The organism is Promicromonospora sp. NPDC057138, assembly GCF_042670845.1.
Lineage (GTDB): Bacteria > Actinomycetota > Actinomycetes > Actinomycetales > Cellulomonadaceae > Promicromonospora.
Genome location: NZ_JBHUUX010000033.1, coordinates 37,403 through 61,753, shown reverse-complemented (window position 1 = coordinate 61,753; position 24,351 = coordinate 37,403). Strand labels below are relative to the sequence as shown.

Genomic DNA, 24,351 nt, shown 5'->3' with positions numbered 1-24,351 from the left:
GACAACCATTCCCAGCAGGGGGTGGGGTGGCACAGCCAGTATTGGCTGTGCCACCCCACCCCCTTGCTGCGTTGCACAGATTTCACAGTGGGACGGCGGGAATCCGGGCGATCGAACGGCGTCCTCCGACTAGACTTGCGGCCATGTCCACCATCTCCCGTGACGAGGTTGCGCGCGTGGCTGCGCTGGCACGGATCGACCTGCGACCCGAAGAGGTCACCCGCCTCGCCGGCGAGCTCGACGTGATCGTCGAGTCCATCGCTCGCGTGAGCGAGGTCGCCACCGCAGACGTGCCGGCAACGAGCCACCCCCTCCCGCTGACGAACGTGTTCCGTGACGACGTACCGGAGCCCGCCCTGCCGGTCCAGGACGTGCTGGCCGGTGCCCCGCAGCAGGAGAACGGACGCTTCGCCGTCCCGCAGATCCTCGGCGAAGAGTGATGGGAACCAACGACATGACACATGACATCACCCGGCTGAGCGCGTCCGACCTCGCGTCGGCGCTCAGCAGCAAGGACGTCTCCAGCGTCGAGGCCACGCAGGCGCACCTGGACCGTATCGCCGCCGTAGACGGGGACCTGCACGCGTTCCTTCACGTCTCCTCCGAGCAGGCGCTGGCCACGGCCGCCGAGATCGACGCGAAGCGCTCCGCCGGCGAGGAGCTGCACCCGCTGGCGGGCGTGCCGATCGCCGTCAAGGACGTCGTGGTGACGAAGGGCCTGCCCACGACGGCCGGCTCGAAGATCCTCGAGGGCTGGGTCCCGCCGTACGACGCGACCCTCGTGGAGCGCATCAAGGCCGCGGGCCTGCCGATCCTCGGCAAGACCAACATGGACGAGTTCGCCATGGGCTCCTCGACGGAGCACTCGGCGTTCGGCAACACGAAGAACCCCTGGGACCTCGACCGGATCCCCGGCGGGTCCGGCGGTGGCTCCGCCGCCGCCGTGGCCGGCTTCGAGGCGCCGCTCGCGATCGGCACCGACACCGGCGGCTCGATCCGCCAGCCCGGCGCTGTCACCGGCACCGTCGGCGTCAAGCCCACCTACGGCGGCGTCTCGCGCTACGGCCTGATCGCCATGGCGTCCTCGCTGGACCAGGCGGGACCCGTGACCCGTACGGTGCTCGACGCCGCGCTGCTGCACGAGCTCATCGGCGGGCACGACCCGCACGACTCGACCTCGATCAACGAGCCGGTCCCCGGCGTCGTCGCTGCCGCGCGGCAGGGCGCCACGGGCGACCTGAAGGGCGTGCGCGTCGGCGTCGTCAAGGAGCTGTCGGGCGAGGGCTACCAGGCGGGCGTGTCCGCTCGCTTCGACGAGTCGCTCGACCAGCTGCGAGCGCTGGGCGCCGAGATCGTCGAGGTCTCGTGCCCCAGCTTCGGCTACGCGCTCGACGCCTACTACCTGATCATGCCCGCCGAGGCCTCCAGCAACCTGGCCAAGTTCGACGGCATGCGGTTCGGCCTGCGCGTCGAGCCGGAGGACGGTCCGGTGACCGCGGAGCGGGTCATGGGAGCGACCCGTGGCGCGGGCTTCGGCGACGAGGTCAAGCGGCGCATCATCCTCGGCACCTACGCCCTGTCCGCCGGCTACTACGACGCCTACTACGGCAGCGCGCAGAAGGTCCGCACGCTGATCCAGCGCGACTTCGCCGCCGCGTTCGAGCAGGCCGACGTGCTCGTCTCGCCGACGGCGCCGACCACCGCGTTCAAGTTCGGCGAGAAGCTCGACGACCCGCTCGCGATGTACCTGAACGACGTCGCGACGATCCCCGCGAACCTCGCGGGCGTCCCCGGCATGTCGCTGCCGAACGGCCTGTCCGACGACGGCCTGCCGGTCGGCTTCCAGATCCTGGCCCCCGCCAAGGCGGACGACCGGCTGTACCGCGTGGGCGCCGCCCTCGAGGCGGCCCTCGAGTCGCGCTGGGGCGGACCCCTCCTGAACAAGGCACCCGAACTCAAGACCACGGAGCTCGCCCGATGACCGCACCGTCGACCGCCACGGCCACGAGCCTGGTCGCCTACGAGGACGCCGTCCGCCGCTACGACCCGGTGCTGGGCATCGAGGTGCACGTGGAGCTCGGCACGCTGACCAAGATGTTCTGCGCGGCCGAGGTCGCGTACGGCGGCGAGCCGAACACGCAGGTGACGCCGGTGAGCCTGGGGCTACCGGGCGCGCTGCCGGTGGTGAACGGCAAGGCCGTCGAGTACGCGATCCGGATCGGCCTCGCGCTGAACTGCACCATCGCCGAGAGCTGCCGGTTCGCGCGGAAGAACTACTTCTACCCGGACGTCCCGAAGAACTTCCAGACGTCGCAGTACGACGAGCCGATCGCCTTCGACGGCTGGATCGACATCGAGCTCGACGACGGCGAGGTGTTCCGCGTCGAGATCGAGCGCGCGCACATGGAGGAGGACGCCGGCAAGAACACCCACGTGGGTGGCGCGACCGGCCGCATCCAGGGCGCCGAGTACTCGCTCGTGGACTACAACCGTGCGGGCATCCCGCTGGTGGAGATCGTGACGCGGCCCATCGAGGGCGTCGGCGACCGGGCTCCCGAGGTCGCGCGCGCCTACGTGCAGACGCTGCGTGACATCTTCCGCTCGCTCGACGTCTCCGAGGCGCGCATGGAGCGGGGCAACGTCCGCGCGGACGTGAACCTGTCGCTGCGCCCGACCCCGGAGTCGCCCCTGGGCACGCGCACCGAGACCAAGAACGTGAACTCGTTCCGCTCGATCGAGCGCGCCGTCCGCTACGAGGTGTCCCGCCAGGCGGGCGTGCTCGATGCGGGCCTGCTGGTGATCCAGGAGACGCGTCACTTCCACGAGGAGGACGGCACCACGTCGTCGGGCCGCGTGAAGTCGGACGCCGAGGACTACCGCTACTTCCCCGAGCCCGACCTCGTGCCCGTGGCCCCGAGCCGCGAGTGGGTCGAGGAGATCCGCGCGACGCTCCCGGAGATGCCGGTCGCGCGCCGTCGCCGGCTCCAGACGGAGTGGGGATACGCCGACGCCGAGATGCGCGACGTCGTCAACGCGGGCGCCATCGAGCTCATCGAGGCGACGGTCGCCGCCGGCACGAGCGCCGCGGGCGCGCGCAAGTGGTGGATGGGCGAGCTCGCCCGCCGGGCCAACCAGGACGAGGTCACGCTCGAGGACCTCCACGTCACCCCCGCGCAGATCGCGCAGCTGCAGGGGCTCGTGGAGTCGGGCCGGATCAACGACAAGCTCGCCCGCCAGGTGCTCGACGGCGTGCTCGCCGGCGAGGGCGACCCGGAGGCCGTGGTCGTGGCCCGTGGCCTGGAGATCGTGTCCGACGACGGCCCGCTGCTGGCCGCCATCGACGACGCGCTCGCGGCTCAGCCCGACATCGTGGAGAAGGTCCGCGGCGGCAACCAGGGGCCGGTCGGCGCGATCATCGGCGCCGTCATGAAGGCCACGAGGGGCCAGGCCGACGCGAAGCGGGTCCGGGAGCTGGTGCTGGATCGGATCGGCTCGTGAGGCTCGGTTCGTGAGGGCGGGCAAGTGACCCGCGGTCCTCTCCTGCACGGCGAGATGATGCGGCTGCGCCCGATCGAGGGGCGCGACGCGGAACGCCTGTGGGAGGCGGTGCAGGATCCGGAGGGCACCCGTCTGACGGGGACCACCGCCGTCTTCACGCGCGACCAGATCGACGAGTGGGCCAGCACGGTCAGCGACCGGCCCGGCCGCTACGACTGGGCGATCTGCCCCGCCGCAGTGCGGGACGGCAAGCCGGTCAGCGACGAGATGATCGGCGAGATCGTGCTCAACGACCTCGACGAGGACGTCCGTTCGGCGAACCTGCGGCTCCAGCTGCTCCCGAACTACCGGGGCCGCGGGTACGGCCGGGAGGCCATCCACGAGGTGCTGCGGTTCGGGTTCGACGGCGTCGACGGCGATCCCGGTCCGGGCCTGCACCGGGTGAGCCTCGACGTGCTCAGCATCAACCCGCGCGCCCAGGCCCTGTACGAGTCGCTCGGCTTCCGCGAGGAGGGCCGGCTGCGCGACGTCTACCGCGACGGCGACACGTGGGCCGACGCCATAGTGATGAGCATCCTCGAGGACGAGTACCGGGCGACCCTGCGGACGTAGGGCCGAGCGAGCCGTGGTCCTGGACGTTTGTCCGACTGCGGATGAAGTGAGCGCTAACATCCCTCCATGTCGCAAATGCGCCGTCTGCCGCTGCGGGCGCTTGCCGTGGTCGTACTGATGTCCGTCATCGTCCCGCTCGCCTGCGCTCCGGCCCAGGCGGCGACGGACATCACCGACCGGATCCGCGGAGGCGAGAACATCGAGCTGGCGGGCGACGCCACCATCACGCTCGGTGACGGCGAGGAGATCGTCTACGGCGGGGTCTTCTCCGGCGTGGGCACCCTGACGGTCCGTGGGCGCGGCAAGCTCGTGCTCACGGCGGACAGCGACTTCCAGATCCCCGAGGACCGCCAGCGGCAGCGGATGGAGATCCTGGGCATCACGAACCACCCCTATGCCAACGTGCTCGATCCCGACCCTCCGGCCGTCACGGTCGAGGCCGGCGCGACGCTCCAGTACGGCGACGGAACCGGAGGCACGACCGGCCGGGTCGGCCACTACCCGTACGACTACCCGAACTTCGCGTGGAACGCCCTCAACCACCGGGTCGACGGCACGCTGATCGTCGCCGTCGCCGGGGCGCTTTACCACCCGGGCATCCTCTCCGGCAGCGGCGTCCTGAACCAGCCCCGCTCCATCTGGGACGGCGTCGCGCTGGCCGGGGTCCATCCGTTCTCGGGCACCATCGTCAACGGCACCGGGGTCCACGCCGGTGAGCGGGAGAAGTTCGCGACGTCCCTGCCGAACCTGTCCAAGCTGGTCAACTACGGCTCGTTCATGGTGGACACGCCCCACGACTACGACACCGTCCTCGGGTTCGACATCTTCTCCCGCGAGTGGGGGAACGACATCAACTTCTACGGCGCCCCCGACGGCAGCCGCGTGATCATGACCGGCGTCTACTCCTGGAGCGACCAGGGCTCGGAGACCGACCCCTCGCTCTCGGACCCCGACCTGAACTACGTGGCGGTGCCCAAGAACATCAACAAGCGCGGCGTGAACATCCAGGGCGCGATAGTCCAGTGGGGCGACGGCACCGACAACCGGTTCTTCCTGCCCGGCACTCGCGAGACCATCTACATCAACCTGTACACGCGCCGCGCCCGCGGGCACCTGATCTTCGACTACAACGGGCCCGTCACGCTGGGCGCGCCGATCTCCGGCGGTCAGTACCACGACACGATGGCCGCTGTGGCGGTCGGCGACGTCACCATCGCCGGCACCCCGGGCAACGACGTCACCTTCGCGGACCAGCAGAACTACGACGGCGCCACCACCATCGAGAGCGGCGCGATCCTCCGGCTGGGCACGGGCAGTCCCGGCAAGGACTCGTGGCTGCTCACCGGCACGCCGGGTGCGACGATCGTCGACGACGGCGCCCTCGTCGTCAGCAATGCCGAGAAGGAGATCGAGCTGTCCCGGATCTCCGGCGGGGGTTCCTTCGAGCAGGCCGGCCCGGCACAGGTGACGTTCACAGGAGACATGGCCTACACGGGTCCGACGACGGTGTCGGGCGGCGCGCTCGTCGTCGCGGGCGGAACCCTCGCGTCGTCGGCGAGCCTGAAGCTCTCGAAGCCTGGCGCGACGCTCGACCTGACCGCCGCGGGCGACCAGACCGTGCAGGACCTGAGCGGCGTCGGCCGCAGCATGCTCCGCCTCGGCGCAGGCACGGTGACCGTCGCGGGCAGCGAGGACACCACGTACGCCGGCGGCGTCGAGGGTGCCGGCGGCCTCGTGAAGTCCGGGGCAGGGACGCTCACCTACTCCGGCAAGAGCACCGCCAAGGGTCCCTGGGCCGTGACCCAGGGGACGCTCTCGCTCGCCCGCGCCGAGCTCGGCGGGAACCTCGTCGTCGACACCTCGCTCGGAGTCACCGGGACGACCGCCGTGGGCGGCGACCTGACGCTCCGGAGAAAGTCCACCCTCCAGGTGGGCACGGACGCCGAGCTGAAGGTCACCGGCGATGTCGCCCTGGACGGCGCCACGCTCAAGATCCGCCGCAAGGACGGCGCCCCGCTCCCGCGCGAGGTCCCGGTCATCACCGCCGGCGGCGAGATCAGCGGAACGTTCAAGGGCCTCGACGAGGGGGCCCGGCTCGACGTCGGCGGCAAGGCTTACGAGATCAGCTATGCCGACGGCCGGGTGATGCTCTCCGTCCCCGCGGCCGCCGTCGTCCCGAGCTCGGGCGCGGCGCCTGAAGCAAGTATCGGAATGTCCGTTCCGCGGAGCAGCGCCTCGCCGGTCGTCGTGGCCGCTCTCGTCTCGGTCGCGGTGCTCGGCCTCGGCGCGCTGGTCTTCTTCCTCCGCCGGCGGCGCGGCATCGCGGCACCACGGCATGTCCGACGCCGCATCGCGGGGCCGGTCGACGGCACCGCAGTGCCGGTCGAGGGTGGCCCGGCCCCAGCGGCTGGCTCCGCGGCCGGGCCACCGGGGACCTAGACCGCAGTCCCGCCCGTGATGTAAGCCGTCAGCTGGTCGCGCTCGGCCTGCACCTCGGCGATCCGGTGCTTGACCACGTCCCCGATGCTCACGATCCCGGTCAGCCGTGCGTCGACGAGCACGGGCACGTGCCGCACCCGGTGCTCCGTCATGATGGGCATCAGCTCGTCGAGCGTGGCGTCGGGCCCGCAGGTGTGCACGGCGGCGGTCATGATCGCCTCCACCGTGCCGTCCAGGATGCCGTCGCCGTCCGAGTGCAGCCGCCGGACGACGTCGCGCTCGCTGACTATGCCGTCGACACCGACGCCGTCCTCGGACACCACGACGGCTCCGATGCCGTGCTGGGCGAGAAGGGCGAGCAGGTCACGCACGCTCCGGTCCCGGGAGATGGTGACCACTGAACCGCCCTTGCGCCGCAATGCCTCTGTTACCCGCATTCGAGCACCCCCTCGCGTGGACGCCGGAAACCGCGTCATTGCGGGTTCCTGGTACGACCGTACGGCACACGGCAGGGTTGAGGTAGTGGTCCGGTCGCCCCGGGGCGGGGGGAGGGACGGGATGCGCCGCCGCTGACGCATCCCGCCCCGGTCAACGGGGCACGCGCGTCATGAGCACGTGGCCGTCGGCAGCGTGCTGCTGCCGTTCTTGTACACGGTGATGCCGAAGTTGTTGCCGGACCCGTTCGGTGTCGCGGTCAGCGTCCCGGTACTGCCGGTGACGTTGGCGTTCCAGCTGTTCTGCAGCGACTGGCCGCCGGACAGGCTGATCCTGGTGGTCCAGCTGTTGGCCCCGCTGACCGAGAAGTTCACGTTGAACCGGTCGCTCCACTCCTGCCCCCTGGTCACGCTGACGGTGCAGGACGTGCCGCCGCCGGTCGCGCCGATGGTGATGTTCGAGCTGCCGCTGCTCTGGTACCCCTCGGTGGCCAGGATCTGGTAGTCGTGGTTGCCCAGGTTCATGCCGTGCGCGGCCCAGGCGTCGAAGTGGTTGCCGGCGGAGATGGTGCCGCCGGTGCGCTTCTGCTGGCGGACGCTCCAGTACTGCGGGAACGTCCGGATACCCTCGATCGAGGGCTGGTTGTAGCGCATGGTCTTGTAGATGTCGTAGGTGCCGCCGTCGCTGGTGACGGTGCCTTGATACTCGCCGGTGGGCCGGTAGGTGCCCCAGTTGTCGACCACGTAGTACTCGACGAGCGGGCTCCTGGTCCAGCCGTACAGCGTGAGATAGGCGTTCCCGGAGGGATTGAACGTGCCCGAGTAGGTCACGTTGCGCCGGGCGCCGGTGGCCCAGCCCTTGCCGGCGACGAAGTTGCCGGTGTTGCTCCACTGGGTGGAGTAGTTGCCGCCCGACCCGAGGTTCATGGAGACGGTCCCCGGGGCGTCGGTCCAGAACGAGTAGAAGTACCCGTCGTGGGTGCCGGTCTCGTTGCGGTCCACCGCCGCCGCGGGGACGGCGGCGGCCACCAATCCGGCCGCGAGCAGGGTCACGGTGGCGCCGATGCTCGCGAGCATCTGGAGCAGGCGGCCGCGGCGCGGCGGGCCTGATCGCGCAGCAAACGATTTCGCAGTGGTAAACGTTTTCGCCATGTCGCACCTCGTTGTACGTAGCAGTGAGCGGATACGTGCGTCGACGCCTGCGGGACCCGAACAGCGGCGTCCAGGTGACCGGGCATCCTTGCAGGCAGGGCCGATAGTTTCGACGTCGGCGGCCCGCCGGTAGCAAGTGTGCACACGCCGCATGGCCGGGTCAAGGGTGACGGGGTCACCCTGTGGACGCCGGTGTCCGCATGCGCGGACCGGAGGTAGCGTGCGGAGGCCGCCTGCCCCGCACAGTGCGCGGACACCCAGCGCGGCCACCCAGCATCGAAGGAGCTGAACCGTCATGAGTCGTCCCCTGCGCTCCCGGACGTCCACCCACGGCCGCAACATGGCCGGAGCCCGCGCGCTCTGGCGTGCCACGGGCATGGGTTCCGAGGACTTCGGGAAGCCGATCATCGCGATCGCGAACTCGTACACGCAGTTCGTGCCGGGGCACGTACACCTCAAGGACATGGGCGACCTCGTGGCCTCGGCGATCCGGGAGGCCGGCGGCGTCGCCAAGGAGTTCAACACGATCGCCGTCGACGACGGCATCGCGATGGGCCACGCCGGGATGCTCTACTCCCTGCCGAGCCGCGACCTGATCGCGGACTCCGTGGAGTACATGGTGCAGGCGCACACGGCGGACGCCCTCGTCTGCATCTCGAACTGCGACAAGATCACGCCCGGCATGCTCAACGCCGCGCTGCGGCTGAACATCCCGGTGATCTTCGTGTCGGGCGGGCCGATGGAGGCCGGCAAGGCCGTGGTCGCCGACGGCGTCGCCAAGACGCCGCTGAACCTGATCAACGCGATCAACTACTCCGCCGACGAAGGTGTGGACGACGCGGCCCTCGGCCTGGTCGAGGAGAACGCGTGCCCCACGTGCGGGTCCTGCTCCGGCATGTTCACCGCGAACTCGATGAACTGCCTCACGGAGGCCCTGGGCCTGTCGCTGCCGGGCAACGGCTCGACGCTCGCGACGCACGCCGCCCGCAAGGAGCTGTTCCTGGAGGCCGGCCGCACCATCGTCGACCTGGCCCGTCGCTACTACGACGACGAGGACGACACCGCCGCGCCGCGCGGGATCGCCACCAAGGCGGCGTTCGCGAACGCGATGACGCTCGACGTCGCCATGGGCGGGTCCACCAACACCGTGCTGCACATCCTCGCGGCGGCCCAGGAGGCCGAGGTCGACTTCACGCTCTCCGACATCGAGGGCATCAGCCGCCGGGTGCCGTGCCTGTCGAAGGTCGCGCCGAACCACCCGGACTACCACATGGAGGACGTCCACCGGGCGGGCGGCATCCCCGCGCTGCTGGGCGAGCTCGACCGGGGCGGCCTGCTGGACCACGACGTCACCTCGGTGCACACGCCCACCCTGCGCGCGTGGCTCGACGACTGGGACATCCGCGGTGGCAAGGCCACCGAGCGGGCGCTCGGCCTGTTCCACGCGGCGCCCGGCGGGGTGCGCACCACCCAGGCGTTCTCCACGAACAACCAGTGGGAGTCGCTCGACACGGACGGCGCGGGCGGCTGCATCCGCGACGTCGAGCACGCCTACACCGTCGAGGGCGGGCTCGCCGTGCTGCGCGGCAACCTCGCCGAGGACGGCGCCGTCTTCAAGACGGCGGGCGTCGACCCCGACGTGTTCCACTTCGTCGGCAAGGCGCTCGTCTGCGAGTCGCAGGACGAGGCCGTCGAGAAGATCCTGACCAAGCAGGTCGAGCCGGGCCACGTCGTGGTCGTGCGCTACGAGGGTCCCGCCGGCGGGCCGGGCATGCAGGAGATGCTCTACCCGACGTCGTACATCAAGGGGCGCGGGCTCGGGAAGGTGGTCGCCCTGATCACGGACGGCCGGTTCTCCGGCGGCTCCAGCGGCATCTCCGTGGGGCACGTCTCCCCGGAGGCGGCCGCGGGCGGCGCGATCGGCCTGGTCGAGGACGGCGACGAGATCGAGATCGACGTCGACACCCGCATGATCCGGATCAACGTGCCGGACGAGGTGCTCGCCGAGCGGCGCGCGAAGATGGAGTCCTCGGAGCGACCGTGGGAGCCGGTGGCCCGCGACCGGTACGTGTCGCCGGCGCTGCGCGCGTATGCCGCCCTCGCGACCAGCGCCGACAGGGGCGCGGTCCGCGACGTCTCGAAGCTGGGCTGAGATCGTCCCGCGGGGTGGTGGTTCCACCCCGCGGGCGTGTCAGTGGGTCGTGGCAGGGTGGTTCCCGTGACGTGATCGAGACGGATCGGGAGACGACATGGCCGGCGACGGCGGGATGACCGGGAAGCAGTTCCAGGAGCGGGAGGGCACCGAGGACTGGCGGGTGCTCGGGTGGGGCGTGAGCGCGTGGTTCTCCGCGCCGTCGCACGCCGCAGGGGCCGTGCTCGTCCGGCGGGTCGTCGAGTCCGGTGCCGGTCTCGGGATCGTGCCCGACGTCGACCTGCGGGACTCGGGCGTGCACGTCCGGATCCACGTGGCGGAGCTCGGGAGCCTCACCGACCGGGACGTCGCCCTGGCCGCCCAGGTCTCCGGGGTCGCGCGGGAGCTCGGGCTCGTCGCAGACCCGACAGCGGTGCAGCACGTCAACCTGACGCTGGACGCGCTCGACGCGTCGGCGGTGATGTCCTTCTGGGCGACAGCGCTGGGGTACGACGTCGACGGCGAGGACGTGATCGACCCGCGGCGGCTGCACCCCGGCATCTGGTTCCAGGACATGGATGCGCCCCGGCCGCTGCGCAACCGCATCCACCTCGACGCGGGGACGCCCTACGACCTGGCCGCTGCGCGGGTAGCGGCGGTCGTGGGTGACGGCGGGACGATCGTCCGTTCGGGCATGTGGCGGACGCTCGCCGACCCCGAGGGCAACGAGGTCGACGTCTTCCCGCTCACGCCCGGCGACGACCTGAGCGGTCTTGCCGGGGCCGAGGACTGGCGGGCCATGCTCTCTGCGATGGTGCGGTACCGGGTCAGGCCCGGGACCGAGGAGCCGTCGGGGTCGGACGCTGCGCTGGCGCTCGCCGAGGCGGCGGCGCGGGTCGCCGACGAGGCCGGGGTCGCCCTGCTGATCTCGCTGAGGCCGGACGCGGTGACGATCTCGACGGGCAAGGACCGGTGGACGGTGCCCGCGTACACGCCGGTGTTCCCCCAGGTCCAGGCGGCGGCGCGGGAGCTAGGGCTGATCGCGGACCCGGCCGGGGTGCTCGACCTCCAGATCGCGATCGACGCCGTCGACCTGCCAGCGGTACGGAACTTCTGGGCTGCGACGCTGGGGTACCGGCCGCTCACCGACGTCGTGCCCGGCGGGGCGCCGTACGACCTGTACGACCCGCGCGGGCTGAACCCGCCGATCATGTTGCAGCCGGCAGACCCGTCGGAGACCGAGCGGCTGGCCCAGCGCAACCGGATCCACGTGGACGTGTACGTCCCGGACGACCAGGCCGCGGCGAGGATCGCGGCGGCCGTCGCTGCGGGCGGGCGCATCGTGTACGACGCGGAAGCGCCGGAGTGGTGGACCCTCGCCGACCCGGAGGGCAACGAGGTCGACGTCGCCGTGGTCCCGGGGCGGGAGGAGATCTGGCTCGCGGCGCAGGGCACCGGACGGCAGGATGCCGAGAAGGAGGAGGCAACTCATGACTGACGCGATCACCGCTGCCGAGTTCACCGCGGACGGGGGCACACGCCACTGGCGGGTGCAGGGCGATTCCGCCGTCGCGCGGTTCACCACCGGCTCGTTCGCCACGGGCCTGAGGCTGATCACGCGTATCGGCGCACTCGCTGAGTCCGCCAACCATCACCCGGACGTCGACCTGCGCTACGGAACGGTGACCGTGCGGACCTCGTCGCACGACATCGGCGGGCTGTCCCGGCGGGACCTCGCGCTCGCGCGGGAGATCTCGGCAGCGGCTCGCGAGCTCAGCATCGAGGCGGACCAGGGCGAGCTCTGACGGGCGGTCGCAGCCTGAGGCCGGGTGCTTCGAACGGCCTAGCAGACAGCAGGTCGGGCGGCGTGAAAAAGATCGCGCGCTCCGGACCGGAGTCGGGTAGTGTCTCGCGTTTGTGCGCTCGCTCCCGCCCCCCGCTCGGAACCCCTACTGGCGGTTCCTGGTAGCGGGTATCCGCGGGCAGTCTGCCTACCCCCTGGCGACGCTGGCGGGCCTGGTGGCGAACGCGACGTTCGGCCTGCTCAAGGGCGGGATCATGGGCGCTGCGGTCGAGAGCTCCGGCGGCGAGCTGGCCGGGTACTCGGCGGCCACCATGGCGGCGTTCGTCTGGCTGGGGCAGGGGATGCTCGGCTCGGTGAACTTCTGGGGCGGCAGCGACCTGCAGGCCCGGATCAAGTCGGGCGACGTCGCCGTCGACTTCCTGCGGCCGGTCGGTGTGCAGGCGGCGCACGTCCTGACCGACGTCGGCAAGGGGCTGTTCGCCCTGCTGCCGCGCGGGCTGCCGAGCGTCGTCATCGGGGTGCTGGTGTCGAGCATGGCCCTGCCGCCCGACGCCGCCGCCTACACGCTGGGGCTGGTCAGCCTGCTGATCGGCATCACGGTCTCGCACGCCACCGTGTACGTGGTGGCGACCGCAGGGTTCTGGCTCGTGGAGACACGCGGCGTCAGCGTGTTCTACATGGCCGCCTCCGGCTTCTTCGCCGGCCTCTACACGCCGATCTACCTGTTCCCGGACTGGCTGCTGACCCTCGCGTTGCTGACGCCCTTCCCGTCGATGATGCAGTTCCCGATCGACCTGCTCTCCGGGCAGGTCACCGGGCCGGGCGCGTGGCAGCACCTCGGGGTGCAGCTGGTGTGGCTGGCGGTGGTGCTCGGCGTCGGGCACCTGACCACGCGGGCCGGGCGCCGCAGGCTGGAGGTGCAGGGTGGCTGACATACGGCGCTCGCTGCGCGCCTACCGGGCGGTTCTCGGCAGCCGCGGGCGCTCGCAGGCGAGCCACCGGGTCAGCTTCCGCATGGACCTGGCCGGCGCGGTGCTCGTGGGGATGATCGAGTTCACCGAGATCTGGGTGCTGTACACCGCCACCGACCAGATCGGCGGGTTCACGCTCGCGCAGATCATGCTCGTGTTCGGCCTGTCCGACCTCGCCTTCTCGCTGGCCGACCTCGTGGCAGGCCACTGCGACAACCTTCCGCAGTACGTCCGAGCGGGCACCCTCGATGTGTTCTTCCTGCGGCCGCAGCCGGTGCTGGCGCAGCTCGTCACGAGCGACCTCAGCCTGCGGCGGATCGGGCGCTGCCTGGTGGGCGCGACGGCGCTGGGCGCGGGGCTGGTGCTCAACGACCTCGACTGGAGCGCCGGCACGCTCGGGCTGCTCGTCCTGGCTCTGGTCTGCGGGTTCGTCATCTTCACCGCGCAGTTCGTCACTGCTGCCGGACTGCAGTTCTTCCTGATCAACGGCTCCGAGATGACCAACGCGTTCGTCTACGGCGGCCGGTACGCGGCAACCCAGCCTGCAAACGTGTGGCCGCGTGGCCTGCTGGTCGTCTTCGGCGCCGTCTTTCCGGTCGCCTTCGCCGCCTACCTGCCGGTGTCCACCCTGCTCGGCGCGCCCGGCCCCGCCGGCCTGCCGGCCTGGCTGGGCTGGTGCGCACCGATTGCGGCACTGTGGGCTGTCGCCTGCGCGGGGCTGTGCTGGCGCTGGGGCCTTCGTCACTACCGAGGAGCGGGCGGATGAACGTCATCGAGACCGAGGGCCTGACCCGGGTGTTCACGGGCCGGCCGAACCGGAAGGACAGGTTCCGGCGGCCCCGGCACGTCGCCGTGGACGACCTGAGCCTGACGATCGAGGCCGGCGAGTCGGTGGGCTACATCGGCGCGAACGGCGCCGGGAAGTCGACCACCATCAAGATGCTGGTCGGCATCCTGGTGCCCACGAGCGGCGCGGTGACCACGGTGGGGCTGCACCCGTTGAAGCAGCGTCGCGCGCTCGCGCGCCGGGTCGGCGTGGTCTTCGGGCAGCGTTCGCAGCTCTGGTGGGACCTGCCAGTGCGGGAGTCGTTCTCGATCCTCTCCGCGATCCACTCCCTGTCCGCAGCCGACGAGCGCTCCCGCACCGCCGAGCTCGTCGACATGCTCGAGATGGGCGAGTTCCTGGGCACGCCCGTGCGGCAGCTTTCCCTGGGGCAGCGCATGCGGGCCGAGGTGGCGGCCGCGCTGCTGCACCGGCCGGAGCTGGTGATCCTCGACGAGCCGACGATCGGCCTGGACGTGCTGTCCAAGCAGCGCCTGCGTGAGTTCCTCGTGGCACAGCGCCGCGAGCACGGTACGACGCTGCTGCTCACCACCCACGACATGGGCGACGTCGAGCGGCTCTGCGACCGGATCCTCGTCGTCGACCACGGCCGGCTCGCGTTCGACGGCACTCTGGACGGGCTGGCCCGCACGGTGGGCGCGCGGCGCGAGCTCGTGGTGGACCTCGCTACCGCGAGCGGTGACCTGGTCGACCTCGACGGCGCCGAGCACGTCCGGAGCGAGTCGGGCGGCCTGCGGCAGCGCCTCGCGTTCGACCCGGAGCGGACGACGGCGGCGCGGGTGCTCGCCGCCGTCTCCGAGCGGGCGGAGGTGCTGGACCTGTCGATCACCGAGCCCGACATCGAGGACGTGGTGCGCGAGATCTACCGCGCCGCCCGGCGTTGACCCTCCCGTTGCCCGGGTGGTCGGCAGAATGTCAGGTGATCGGTAGTCCGAGGTGCCGATGATCTGACATTCTGCCGACCATCCGGCTCCCACTGACCGCTACCCTGTGCCGAGTGCTTCCCGAACCAGCCGCCGTGCTGAACGCGGTCACCGCCCGATCCACCGAGCCGTCCCAGCAGCCCCGGCAGTCCCGGCACCCCGTCGCCCGCATCGCTCAGGTCGCCGTTCACCTGCCCGAGCGCACGCGAGACGTGGCCGACGCCGAGCGCGAGCTGCACCGCAGGAACCCGAAGGTCGCGCCCCGCCTCCCGATGGTGGCGCGCCTGACGGGCGTGCGCCGCGTCCACGTGGCCGACGACGACCAGCAGGCCTCCGACCTCGCCGTCGCCGCCTCGCGCATCGTCCTGGACCGCGCGGGGCTGGGCCCCGAGGACGTCGACCTGCTGATCTTTGCCTCTGCGACCCAGGACATGATCGAGCCCGCGACCAGCCACATCACCGCCGCCAAGCTCGGCGTCCGCGCGCCGGTGATGGACGTCAAGAACGCCTGCAACTCCGTGCTCAACGGCATCGAGGTGGCCGAGGCGCTCATCGGCACCGGCCGGTACCGCCGGGTGCTCGTCGCGTGCGGCGAGATGCCCACGCGCGGGGTCCGGTGGGACGTGCCGGACCGCCGCACCTACGCGATGTCCGCGGCGGGCTACACGATGTCCGACGCCGGGGCCGCGGTGCTCGTCGAGGCGACGGGCGCCGGAGCGGGCGCGGGAGTGGTCGTCGGGGCGGGACCCGGGTCGGGGTACGGCGACGGCTTCGAGGACGACCTCGCCGCCGAGCTCGCGGTGCTCGTCGAGCCCAGCCGGCCGTCGGGCATCCTCGGCTCGGCTTTCGCCGCCGAGTCGCGGCACTGGGACGTCGGCATGCTCCCGGGCGGCGGCACGGTCAACCCGCGAGACCCCGAACGGAGCTACTTCGAGATCGACGGCTCGCGGCTGCGGGAGGCGTTCGACGCGTTCGGGTCCGGCCCCGTGGACGAGGCCCTGGACGCCGCGGGCGTGACCATGGACGACGTCGCGCTCGTCGCGGTGCACCAGGTGGCGGTGACGTACCTCGCGGACGTGCACCGGACGCTCGGCGTGCCGGCCGACCGCACCATCGTGACCGTGGCCGACCACGGCAACATCGCCTCGGCGACGCTGCCGCTGCAGCTCGCCACCGCGCTGGAGTCCGGCCGGCTGCAGCGGGGCGACGTCGTGCTCCTTCTCGGGCTGGCCGGCGGGATCAGCATGGGGGCGATGGTGGTCCGGTGGTGAGCGACGCTTTCGGTATGCCGGAGGGCGCGGGAGAAGCAGCAGAGCGCCCGCGCCTCGCCGTCGTCGTGCCCGCGCTGAACGAGGCGCACGAGCACGGGATCCTGCGCACGCTCGAGGCGCTGCACGCGCAGGAGGACGACGACTTCGACCTGGTGGTCGTGGACAACGGGTCCACCGACGGCACGCCCGACATCGTCCGCAAGGCGATAGCGGACTGGGGGCGGCTGCGCTGGCGAGTCGTCGAGGAGGCCCAGAAGGGGACCGGCGCCGCCGCCGACACGGGTATGCGAGCCGCCATCGGGCTCGGTGCCGACCTGCTGGCCCGGACCGATGCCGACTGCCTGCCACCGCCGACCTGGACCCGCGCGGTGCGGGAGGCGTTCGCGTCGGGCGACGAGCTGGTCGCGGGGCGGCTCGTGCCGCGCACCGACGACCTGCCGGTGTCGCGGTTCCAGCAGGGCGTGCTGTCGTTCGCGCTGTGGGCGTCGAGCACGTTCGGCAAGGTCCGCCCCGGCAACCAGGACGACGGCTACCTCGGGCCGTACGTGATGACGCCCGGCTGCAACATGGCGATCACCGCGTCCCTGTACGAGCGCGCGGGCGGGTTCCCGCGGACCCGGATCGAGGACCTGCACGAGGACCGCGCCCTGGTCAACGCTGTGCGGCGGCTGACGACGCGGTACGCCGAGCATCCCGAGGTGTGGGTGCGCGCGTCGACGCGCCGCGTGCACGCCTGGGGCCTGGTGCGCACGCTCGGCTGGTACGCGGACCACCGCTACCGGCCCGAGGTCGTGGACATCCGATGAGGCGGAGCCTGTCCGCGCGCCGCGCGACGGCCGTCGCGGCGCCGCCGCCCGCCGGGCGCCGGTCGACCACAGCAGCTTCTGCCAGGACGAGGCTGGCCTTGGCAGCAACTGCTGTGGTCAACCGCCGGCCCGTGGCGGCCGACGCACCGGGCGACGGCGCATCGGCCGAGGTGGTCTGGGAGGAGCACGTGCAGCGGGCCGCGCATCCGCTGGCCTACCCGGCGCTCCGGTCCGCGCGCGACCGGCCGGTGGTGCGCGTGCCACGCATCGGTGTGGTGGTGAGCGACGCCGCGATCGCGCGCGAGGTGCTGCTCGACCAGGACCACTTCTCGAAGGTGGGCCCGGGGGCGCCGTCGGACCTGTGGACGCCGGTGCTCGGGCCGTCCGTCCTGCTGAACATGGAGGGCGCCGAGCACGCGGCGCTGCGGCGCGCGCTCGGGCCGCTGTTCTCGCCCCGGGCGGTGCGCGAGCTCGTGACGGCGGACGGCGCGGGTGGCGCTGGCGGGTCCGACGGCGCGGGCGTGCTTCCGGACCTCACGCGGCGGCTCGCCGCGGGGGAGACCGTCGACCTCGCGGCGGCCGTCACCGCGCAGGCCGGGGCGGTGATCTGCGGGATGGTCGGACTGCCGCCGACGGACGACGCCGTGCGCTCGTCCATGGCTGCTGCCCAGACGATCACGGGGATGGTGCGGCTGCACCGGCACGGGCTCACCCGGTCCCAGGTGGCGCAGGCGCGGGCCGTGCTGGAGCGGCTGACCGCGCCCGCGCGCGCCGCGTACCGGGCTGGCGATGCGGCGACGGTGCCCGGGCGGATGCGCGACCTGGGGCTGTCGGAGCGCGAGGCGATGGGGGCGGTGGGGGCGTTCGTGCTCACCGGGACCGAGACCATCCAGTCGTTCGTGCCCCGGCTCGTCGCGATCGCGCACGACACCGGATGGACCGCGCGCCTGCTGGCGGACGACCCGCAGCTACGGCGCCGGGCCGTCGAGGAGGGGCTGCGCGTCACCGTGCCGACGCCGGCGATGCTGCGCTCGGTCCGCGCCGACGCTTCGGTGGGCGGCCTGCCGGTCGCCGCGGGCGACCGCGTGGTGATCGCCACCGTGAACTGCTGCCGGGCATCCGGCGGCTTCGACCCCGAGCGGCCGGTCGACCCCGCCGTGCGGCACCTCTGGTTCGGCGCGGGCCCGCACTTCTGCCTCGGCATGCCGCTGGCGATCGCGCAGGTGGACGCGGTCCTGGACGCGCTGGCGGCCGCCGCGTCGGACGGCCAGGTCCCGGTCGTGGGGCGGCGCCGCGCCGCGCGTGGCGTGCTGGTCCCGGGATACCGCTCGCTGGAGCTGAACCTGCGGGCCGCCGGCCAGGACCCGACCTCGGAGACGGTGGCATGACGCACTTCCTGGACGACCTGCTGGCCGTCGCAAGGGACGCGCCCGACGTCGTCGCGCTGCGCTGGTTCGGCGACAGAAGGTTCGGGGACGGCCGGTTCCGCGGCTCGTTCGGTCGCGGCCCGTTCGATCGCCGGGACGGGACGCGCGTGCGCGAGGAGGTGACGTTCGGCGACCTGGCCGACCGGATCGAGCGGACGGCGGCGGGCCTGGTCGCGCAGGGTCTGGCGCCGGGGGACCGCGTGCTGTTCAGCATCCGGCCCCGACCGGAGGGCGTGCTCCTGTGTCTCGCGGTCCTGCGCGCGGGTGGCGCCGTCGTCTTCGTGGATCCGGGCTCGACGCCGGAGCTGTTCGCCGCGCGGATCGCGGCGGCGAAGCCCCGCTGGGCCGCGACGGAGGCGTTGCTGTACGCGGCGTCGTCCGGCCCGCTGCGGGGGATCGCCCGGTCGCGCGGGCTGCTCCTCCCGGACTACGGGCGGCTGCCCGTGCGGCACCTGTACACCGGTCCGTGGCTCCCGGGCGTGCCGCGGGGCGCCCGGCGGGTGGCGGGCCTGGCGGCGCGGGGTGCGGCGTCCGCTCCTGGCACGGGTCCGGCTCGGGGCCTGGCTTCCTCGTCGGGGAGAGCGTCGGACGACGCCGACCGGGAGGCGCTCGTCGTCTTCACGTCGGGGACGACGTCGGACCCCAAGGCAGTGGTGCACACGGCCCGCACGCTCGGCGGGATGCTGGGCCTGTTCGCCCAGGTCGGCGACCTGAAGCCCGGTCAGCGGGCGCACACAGACCAGATGTTCCTCGGGCTCCCGGCGATCCTCGCCGGCGGCACGTGGGAGATCCCGGCGCGGTCGCCCAAGGACGCGCCGGAGGCGTTCGCGCGCGGCGTCGCGGGGGCCGACTCGTCGTTCCTGGTCCCGGCCGACGTGACGGCGCTGCTCGACGTCCTGGAGGCCCGGGGCGGCGCGGATCCTGCGGCGGGCCCGGCCGTGCTGGCCGTCGGCGCCGCGCCCGTCACGGTCGCGCTGCTCGAACGGGGCAGCCGCGTCCTGCCGGATACGCGGTGGCTCGCCGTCTACGGCGCGACGGAGATCCTGCCGGCCGCGGTGACGGACGCGGAGGAGAAGATCGCCGCGGCGGCGTCCGGCGACCTGGTCGGACGTCCGCTCGACGGCATCGGCGTGCGGATCGACGCGGACGCCGTCGACGCGGACGCCGTCGACGCGGACGACGCCGCGGCGGGCCTGCCGCCGTCGGACGGCGAACCGCGGGTGGGCGAACTCGTGCTGACCGGGCCGTCCCTGATGACGGGGTACCTGTCGGACCTCGACGCAGGGCTTGCGCGCGCGACCGAGCATCGCACGGGCGACCTCGCCTACCAGGACGCCGACGGGCGGATCGTGCTGGTCGGCCGCAACCGCGACATGATCATCCGCGGCACGGTGAACATCTATCCGGGCCTGTTCGAGCCCCGCCTGCGGGAGCTGCCCGGCGTGGCGGACGCCGTCCTGGTGGGCGTTCCCGTGCCCGACGGCGACGAGCGGGTGGTCCTCGTGGTGACCGCGGAGGGCGGGCCCGGGGGGTCCGGCGCGCCGGAGATCCGGGCCGGTACGGACCTGGCCCGGTCGGTGGCGGACCAGGTCGCGGGGGTGCTGGACCACGGCGCGCTGCCCGATCTGGTGGTCGAGGCGTCGCACCTGCCGGTCGCGGGCCGCTCCCGGAAGCCTGACCGTCGCCTGCTGGTCAACCTGGTGTCACCCCTGACGGGTACAGTGCGCGCATGAGGGTGGCTGTGACCGGTTCGTCAGGTTTTGTCGGGGGTGCTGTGGTCCGCGACCTCGCGGCGCACGGCCACGAGATCGTGGCGTTCTCGCGCCGCGTACCTCGTCTGCCCAACGAGATCCTGCACCAGGTCTCGCACCAGTTCTGGGACCTGCGGGACGGGCCGCTGGCCAAGGAGGACCGGCCCCAGGACATCGACGCCGTCGTGCACTGCGGGGCGGCCGTGGGCGACGGCGGCAACCACGCCCGCGCGTGGGTGGTCAACGTCGAGGGCACGCGCGCCGTGCGCGAGACGTTCCCGGAGGCGCGGTTTGTGCACGTGTCCTCGGGCAGCGTGTACGACCCCCGCACGCCGAGCGTCGCCGTGACCGAGGCGGAGGCGCCCGCGCTTGGATACGTCAACGCGTACGGCTCCACCAAGGCGGCCGCCGAGCGCTACCTGGCGGCCGACGCCGCGCACGAGGACCGCGGGCCCGTCGTGGTGCTGCGGCCGCACGCCGTGTACGGACCCGGCGACACCACCCTGCTGCCGCGCCTCGAGGCCGCGGCTGTCGGCACCTGGTTGCCGATCCCGGGCGGCGGGAACGTGCGCCAGCACCTCACGCACATCGAGACGCTGGCCCGCGCGGTGCGGGCGGCCCTGGACGCCGACGTCGAGCCGGAGATCGCTGCCGGCCGGCCGCTCGTGGCCAACGTCGCCGACGCCCGGCCCGTGGACCTGAACGAGACCCTCGAGCTGCTGATGTTCGCCAGGTTCCGGCCGGTGCAGGTGGTGGGGATCCCGATCCGGCTGGCGAACGCGCTGGCCTGGGCCGGGGAGCGGCTGTCCCGGTGGACCGGCCGGGAGCCGCGCCTGTCGCGGTACGCGATCAGCCACCTCGCGATGGAGCGCACCTACGACCTCACGGTCCTGCGCGAGCGCCTCGGCGTCGACCCGGCCCCGACGTCGCTGCACGGCGCGATGAGCTGGTAGCCGTCGAAACAGGGGGCTGTCTGGAATGCCCTACCCTGTGCGGGTGATCCCGGAGAGCGACGTCGCGATCGAGACGCTCGGGCTGCGCAAGGCGTACCGCTCGGTGCGCGGGCGCGCCGTGGCCGTCGACGGGCTGGACCTGCGGGTGCCGGCCGGCGGCGTGCACGCGCTCCTCGGGCTCGCGGGCTCGGGCAAGACCACCACGCTGCGTCTGCTCACCGGCCTCGCTCGCGCGGACGGGGGCGCAATGAAGATCTTCGGCACCCACGTCCCGGACGGCCTGCCCGACCTCGCCGGCCGCATCGGCGCCGTCGTCGGCGAACCCGGGTTCCAGGCCAGGCTGAGCGGCCGCCGCAACCTGGCCCTCCTCGCGAGCGCGGCAGGCGTGCCGCGTGCCCGCGTCGACGAGGTGCTCACGCGCGTGGTCCTCGCCGACCGTGCGAAGGCCGCCTACGGCACCTACTCGGCCGACGAGGAGCGCCGGCTGGCGCTCGCGGCCGCCCTGCTACGCGATCCCGACCTGCTCGTCGTCGACGACCCGAGCGCAGGGCTCGACGCCGTCGGCGCCCGCGAGATCCGCCACGCGCTGCGTCGTCTCGCGGACCAGGGCAAGACCGTCCTGGTCGCGACCGGCGTCCTCACCGAGGCGCAGCAGATCGCGGACACGGTAACGGTGCTCGACGGCGGCCGTGTCCTCGTGCAGGGCACCGTCGCCGATCTCCTGGGCGACGCCAAGGTCAGCGTCCGGGTGGGTATCGACGAGCCGGGCAAGGCGGCCGCGACCCTGCGCGCGGCGGGTTTCAAGGTCCGGGCCGACGGCGACGCGCTGCACGTCGACGACGTCGCCGAGCCCGCCGACATCGGGCGGGCGCTCGCCAAGCAGAAGCTCTTCGCGAGCGAGCTGGTGCCGCAGCGGGAGGATCTCGCGGCCGTCGTCGGGCGGCTGCGCCCGGTCGTCGCGCCGACCCCGGAGCCGCCCAGCCGCGCCGAGGAACGGGCCGCTCGCAAGGCGGCCGAACGGAAGGCCGCGGACCGGAAGAAGGCCGCCGACCAGCGCAAGGCCGACAAGGAAGCGGCCGCGAAGCAGGCCGCGGCCGAGGAAAAGGCGGCCGAGGACGCCGCGGCGAAGCAGGCGGCGACCGACGCCCGGGCCGCTGCGAAGGCGGCGGCCCTCGCCGAGCGGGCCGCCGCGAAGGAAGCCCGGAGGTCGACGGGGAAGCCCGCCGTGAGCGGCATCGCGTCGGCCGGGGAGCGGGCCGCCGCGGCTGCCGTGCCGGGGCCGGCCCCGAAGCCCGCCGCGAAGCCCGCTCCGAGCGCGGTCTCGAAGCCTGCCCCCAAGCTGGTGCCGAACCCGGCCGGCAGTGCGGCGTCGCCGAAGGTAACTCCGAAGGCTCTGCCGAAGTCGGCCCCGAAACCGGCGACCGCGGGGAAGGCCGCGGCCGCCGCGGAGACCGATCCTCCGCCGAAGCAGTCGAAGCTCGCGCAGCGGCGGGCCGCGTTCGACGCCAAGGTCGCGGAGAAGCAGGAGGCCGCCGAGGCGCGGCTCGCCGAGCGGAAGGCGGCCGCTGACGCGAAGGCGGCGGCGAAACAGGCGGCTGCGGATGCCAAGGCGGCGGCGAAACAGGCGGCCGCGGATGCCAAGGCGGCCGCGATGCAGGCCAAGGTCGATGCCAGGCAGGCCAGGATCGACGACAAGCAAGCCAAGGTCGACGACAAGGCCGCGCAGAAGCAGGCGGCGATCGACGCGAAGGAGTCGGCGGCCGCGGAGAGGGCGGCCACGAAGGCTGCCGCCGAGCAGGCGAAGGCGGAGGCAAGACAGGCCGCGATCGACGACAGGGCCGCCAAGAAACAGGGGGCCGCCGACGCGCGTGCCGCCAGGCTGTCGGCCCAGAAGGAGGGCGCCAAGGCGCTCCTGAGCCGGCGCGCAGCGGAGACTTCGGGCGGGCAGGTCGAGCCGGGCGGTCGCGACCAGGGCACGACGACGAAGGCGGCACCGGCCGGAGACTCGAAGCCGGCAGCCGACAAAGCCTCGTCGAGGTCGGGCGACGGCGAACCGGAGGAGGTCGAGCTGGACGACCTCGAGCCGGACGAATCCGAGCTGGACGAGCTTGAGTCGGCCGGCGAAGAGCTGGACGATCTTGAACCGGACGACCTCGAACCGGACGAGTGGGAGTCCGAGGACTTGGACCCGGGCACTCCAGATCCGGGCACTCCGAAGCCGGGCCCCCAGGACCAGGCCCGGCGCCAGGGTCAGGGACGACAGAACCCGGGGCAGCAGCGGCCGGGCCAGGGCCGGGGCAAGAAGCGCTCCAAGGGGAGACGATGATGGGTCTGCTGTGGGCCGAGCTGCGCCGGTTCGGCGTGCGGCCGGCGATCCGGTGGATCGCGGTGGCGATGCTGGCGCACGTGGCGCTGGCGGTCGTGCTGACGGCGTTCGCGCCGGAGGTGTCGACGCTCGCGGCGATGCTCGAACAGGGGCAGATCTCGTTCTATGCAATGACGTCGGTGTTCCTCGCCTACGTGGCGGGCGTGCTGCTGGTGACGGGGGAGGCGGCGTCGGGCGGGACGCGGGCGCTGCTGACCGTCGAACCGCGCCGCGGCCGCGTGTACTGGAGCAAGCTGGCGGCCGCCGGGCTAGCGGTGGTGCCGGGGATCGCGGCGGCCTACACGCTGCTGGCGTCCGGCATGTACTGGGTGCACGCGCGCGCCGACGTGCTCGGCGGTCCGCCGTCGGACCTGGTGTACGCGATGACGTGGGGCGGCGTCCGGGTGCTCGCCCTGGCGGTGTGCGCGGCGGTCGGCGGAGCAGCGCTCGGCGTGCTGGTGCGGCGCTGGTGGGTGGCGGTCGCGCTCGCGGTGGCGTGGTTCCTGTTCGAGGAGCAGGTGGCGGCGAGCGCGCCGTCCAGTGTTCGGGACTGGTTCCCGTTCACGAGCGCGGACGCATGGGTCCGGGGTACGCGGACGGTCTTGTCCGGCGACGGGCTCCTGGCAGTCCCGCTGGTGCACAGCGCGCTCCTGCTGCTGGGCCTCACGGTGGTGCTGACCGTGCTCGGCTCGGTAGTGTTCCGGCACCGGGATGTGCGCTGAGGCTCGGAATCCCGGGGCTGGACCGCCGTCGCGTCTCGGATCGTGGGACCTTCGGCCCGCTGGGTGACATCGCCGAAAATTCGGCGTAACGTGCGTGACGTGCAGACGATCATTCTCGTAGTACTTCCTGAGCGCGCGGCCTAAGCCCAGCACAGGCATCGTCCGCGCGCTCACCCTGGCAGTCCTTCTCACCAAGGACCCGGGGTTTTTTTGTTGTCACGAACGCTCGCTTTCGCCCCAAGACGGGG

The 24,351-nt window shown here is 72.6% G+C and carries 20 protein-coding genes; 18 read left to right on the top strand and 2 right to left on the bottom strand.

The annotated features are described in order from the left end of the window. Window positions 1-143: 143 nt before the first annotated feature. From gatC to ACFT2C_RS17895, 5 genes are all read left to right on the top strand, one after another. The gene (gatC, locus tag ACFT2C_RS17915) at window positions 144-440 is read left to right on the top strand and encodes an Asp-tRNA(Asn)/Glu-tRNA(Gln) amidotransferase subunit GatC (RefSeq protein ID WP_377208422.1); all 297 of its coding nucleotides are present in this window, start codon (window positions 144-146) and stop codon (window positions 438-440) included. Between the two features lie 14 nt (window positions 441-454). Continuing rightward, a complete protein-coding gene (gene gatA, locus ACFT2C_RS17910) occupies window positions 455-1,981 on the top strand; it encodes an Asp-tRNA(Asn)/Glu-tRNA(Gln) amidotransferase subunit GatA (protein WP_377208421.1) in 1,527 nt (508 codons plus the stop codon). Continuing rightward, the gene (gatB, locus tag ACFT2C_RS17905; RefSeq protein ID WP_377208420.1) at window positions 1,978-3,498 is read left to right on the top strand and encodes an Asp-tRNA(Asn)/Glu-tRNA(Gln) amidotransferase subunit GatB; all 1,521 of its coding nucleotides are present in this window, start codon (window positions 1,978-1,980) and stop codon (window positions 3,496-3,498) included. The genes gatA and gatB overlap by 4 nt, the downstream gene beginning before the upstream one ends. Before the next feature lie 24 nt (window positions 3,499-3,522). Next, window positions 3,523-4,110 carry a GNAT family N-acetyltransferase gene (locus ACFT2C_RS17900; RefSeq protein ID WP_377208419.1) on the top strand — a complete coding sequence of 196 codons (588 nt, stop codon included), beginning with the start codon at window positions 3,523-3,525 and terminating at the stop codon, window positions 4,108-4,110. A gap of 66 nt (window positions 4,111-4,176) precedes the next feature. Beyond that, window positions 4,177-6,549, top strand: a complete 2,373-nt coding sequence (locus tag ACFT2C_RS17895; protein WP_377208418.1) for an autotransporter-associated beta strand repeat-containing protein — start codon at window positions 4,177-4,179, stop codon at window positions 6,547-6,549. Here the strand turns inward: ACFT2C_RS17895 and ACFT2C_RS17890 are convergent. Beyond that, complete coding sequence (locus ACFT2C_RS17890; RefSeq protein WP_377208417.1) at window positions 6,546-6,986, bottom strand: CBS domain-containing protein; 441 nt, start codon at window positions 6,984-6,986, stop codon at window positions 6,546-6,548. The two genes, ACFT2C_RS17895 and ACFT2C_RS17890, sit on opposite strands and share 4 nt — an antisense overlap. Window positions 6,987-7,154: 168 nt before the next feature. Next, window positions 7,155-8,135: a glycoside hydrolase family 11 protein gene (locus tag ACFT2C_RS17885; protein WP_377208416.1), complete on the bottom strand. Its 981-nt coding sequence runs from the start codon at window positions 8,133-8,135 to the stop codon at window positions 7,155-7,157. 295 nt (window positions 8,136-8,430) lie between these two features. On the opposite strand from ACFT2C_RS17885, the gene ilvD reads away from it, so the two are divergent. From ilvD to ACFT2C_RS17820, 13 genes are all read left to right on the top strand, one after another. Further along, window positions 8,431-10,287, top strand: coding sequence for a dihydroxy-acid dehydratase (ilvD, locus tag ACFT2C_RS17880; RefSeq protein ID WP_377208415.1), 1,857 nt, complete (start codon window positions 8,431-8,433; stop codon window positions 10,285-10,287). A gap of 97 nt (window positions 10,288-10,384) precedes the next feature. Then, entirely contained in the window at window positions 10,385-11,764 is a 1,380-nt protein-coding gene (locus ACFT2C_RS17875) for a VOC family protein (RefSeq protein WP_377208414.1), read from the top strand. Beyond that, on the top strand, window positions 11,757-12,071 hold the full coding sequence (locus ACFT2C_RS17870; protein ID WP_377208413.1) for a 4a-hydroxytetrahydrobiopterin dehydratase: 315 nt from the start codon (window positions 11,757-11,759) through the stop codon (window positions 12,069-12,071). Before ACFT2C_RS17875 ends, ACFT2C_RS17870 begins: the two co-directional genes overlap by 8 nt. Window positions 12,072-12,183: 112 nt before the next feature. After that, on the top strand, window positions 12,184-13,002 hold the full coding sequence (locus ACFT2C_RS17865; RefSeq protein WP_377208412.1) for an ABC transporter permease: 819 nt from the start codon (window positions 12,184-12,186) through the stop codon (window positions 13,000-13,002). After that, window positions 12,995-13,807, top strand: coding sequence for an ABC transporter permease (locus ACFT2C_RS17860; protein ID WP_377208411.1), 813 nt, complete (start codon window positions 12,995-12,997; stop codon window positions 13,805-13,807). The genes ACFT2C_RS17865 and ACFT2C_RS17860 overlap by 8 nt, the downstream gene beginning before the upstream one ends. Next, the gene (locus tag ACFT2C_RS17855) at window positions 13,804-14,769 is read left to right on the top strand and encodes an ATP-binding cassette domain-containing protein (RefSeq protein ID WP_377208410.1); all 966 of its coding nucleotides are present in this window, start codon (window positions 13,804-13,806) and stop codon (window positions 14,767-14,769) included. The genes ACFT2C_RS17860 and ACFT2C_RS17855 overlap by 4 nt, the downstream gene beginning before the upstream one ends. Before the next feature lie 113 nt (window positions 14,770-14,882). Further along, window positions 14,883-16,079: a 3-oxoacyl-ACP synthase III family protein gene (locus ACFT2C_RS17850; protein WP_377208409.1), complete on the top strand. Its 1,197-nt coding sequence runs from the start codon at window positions 14,883-14,885 to the stop codon at window positions 16,077-16,079. After that, on the top strand, window positions 16,076-16,885 hold the full coding sequence (locus tag ACFT2C_RS17845) for a glycosyltransferase (protein WP_377208408.1): 810 nt from the start codon (window positions 16,076-16,078) through the stop codon (window positions 16,883-16,885). The genes ACFT2C_RS17850 and ACFT2C_RS17845 overlap by 4 nt, the downstream gene beginning before the upstream one ends. Window positions 16,886-16,983: 98 nt before the next feature. Further along, window positions 16,984-18,273 (top strand): cytochrome P450, encoded by a 1,290-nt coding sequence (locus tag ACFT2C_RS17840; protein WP_377208407.1) that lies wholly within the window; start codon window positions 16,984-16,986, stop codon window positions 18,271-18,273. Further along, a complete protein-coding gene (locus ACFT2C_RS17835; protein ID WP_377208406.1) occupies window positions 18,270-20,045 on the top strand; it encodes an AMP-binding protein in 1,776 nt (591 codons plus the stop codon). The genes ACFT2C_RS17840 and ACFT2C_RS17835 overlap by 4 nt, the downstream gene beginning before the upstream one ends. Then, window positions 20,042-21,016 carry an NAD-dependent epimerase/dehydratase family protein gene (locus ACFT2C_RS17830; RefSeq protein ID WP_377208405.1) on the top strand — a complete coding sequence of 325 codons (975 nt, stop codon included), beginning with the start codon at window positions 20,042-20,044 and terminating at the stop codon, window positions 21,014-21,016. The genes ACFT2C_RS17835 and ACFT2C_RS17830 overlap by 4 nt, the downstream gene beginning before the upstream one ends. A gap of 43 nt (window positions 21,017-21,059) precedes the next feature. Next, a complete protein-coding gene (locus tag ACFT2C_RS17825) occupies window positions 21,060-23,342 on the top strand; it encodes an ATP-binding cassette domain-containing protein (protein ID WP_377208404.1) in 2,283 nt (760 codons plus the stop codon). Then, complete coding sequence (locus ACFT2C_RS17820; protein WP_377208403.1) at window positions 23,339-24,103, top strand: hypothetical protein; 765 nt, start codon at window positions 23,339-23,341, stop codon at window positions 24,101-24,103. The genes ACFT2C_RS17825 and ACFT2C_RS17820 overlap by 4 nt, the downstream gene beginning before the upstream one ends. Window positions 24,104-24,351 lie beyond the last annotated feature (248 nt).

Bases quoted from the DNA above. Each gene is read 5' to 3' on its own strand.
- gatC (WP_377208422.1), top strand. From the start codon at position 144: ATGTCCACCATCTCCCGTGACGAGGTTGCGCGCGTGGCTGCGCTGGCA.
- gatA (WP_377208421.1), top strand. From the start codon at position 455: ATGACACATGACATCACCCGGCTGAGCGCGTCCGACCTCGCGTCGGCG.
- gatB (WP_377208420.1), top strand. From the start codon at position 1,978: ATGACCGCACCGTCGACCGCCACGGCCACGAGCCTGGTCGCCTACGAG.
- ACFT2C_RS17895 (WP_377208418.1), top strand. From the start codon at position 4,177: ATGTCGCAAATGCGCCGTCTGCCGCTGCGGGCGCTTGCCGTGGTCGTA.
- ACFT2C_RS17890 (WP_377208417.1), bottom strand. From the start codon at position 6,986: ATGCGGGTAACAGAGGCATTGCGGCGCAAGGGCGGTTCAGTGGTCACC.
- ACFT2C_RS17885 (WP_377208416.1), bottom strand. From the start codon at position 8,135: ATGGCGAAAACGTTTACCACTGCGAAATCGTTTGCTGCGCGATCAGGC.
- ilvD (WP_377208415.1), top strand. From the start codon at position 8,431: ATGAGTCGTCCCCTGCGCTCCCGGACGTCCACCCACGGCCGCAACATG.
- ACFT2C_RS17875 (WP_377208414.1), top strand. From the start codon at position 10,385: ATGGCCGGCGACGGCGGGATGACCGGGAAGCAGTTCCAGGAGCGGGAG.
- ACFT2C_RS17870 (WP_377208413.1), top strand. From the start codon at position 11,757: ATGACTGACGCGATCACCGCTGCCGAGTTCACCGCGGACGGGGGCACA.
- ACFT2C_RS17855 (WP_377208410.1), top strand. From the start codon at position 13,804: ATGAACGTCATCGAGACCGAGGGCCTGACCCGGGTGTTCACGGGCCGG.
- ACFT2C_RS17835 (WP_377208406.1), top strand. From the start codon at position 18,270: ATGACGCACTTCCTGGACGACCTGCTGGCCGTCGCAAGGGACGCGCCC.
- ACFT2C_RS17830 (WP_377208405.1), top strand. From the start codon at position 20,042: ATGAGGGTGGCTGTGACCGGTTCGTCAGGTTTTGTCGGGGGTGCTGTG.
- ACFT2C_RS17820 (WP_377208403.1), top strand. From the start codon at position 23,339: ATGATGGGTCTGCTGTGGGCCGAGCTGCGCCGGTTCGGCGTGCGGCCG.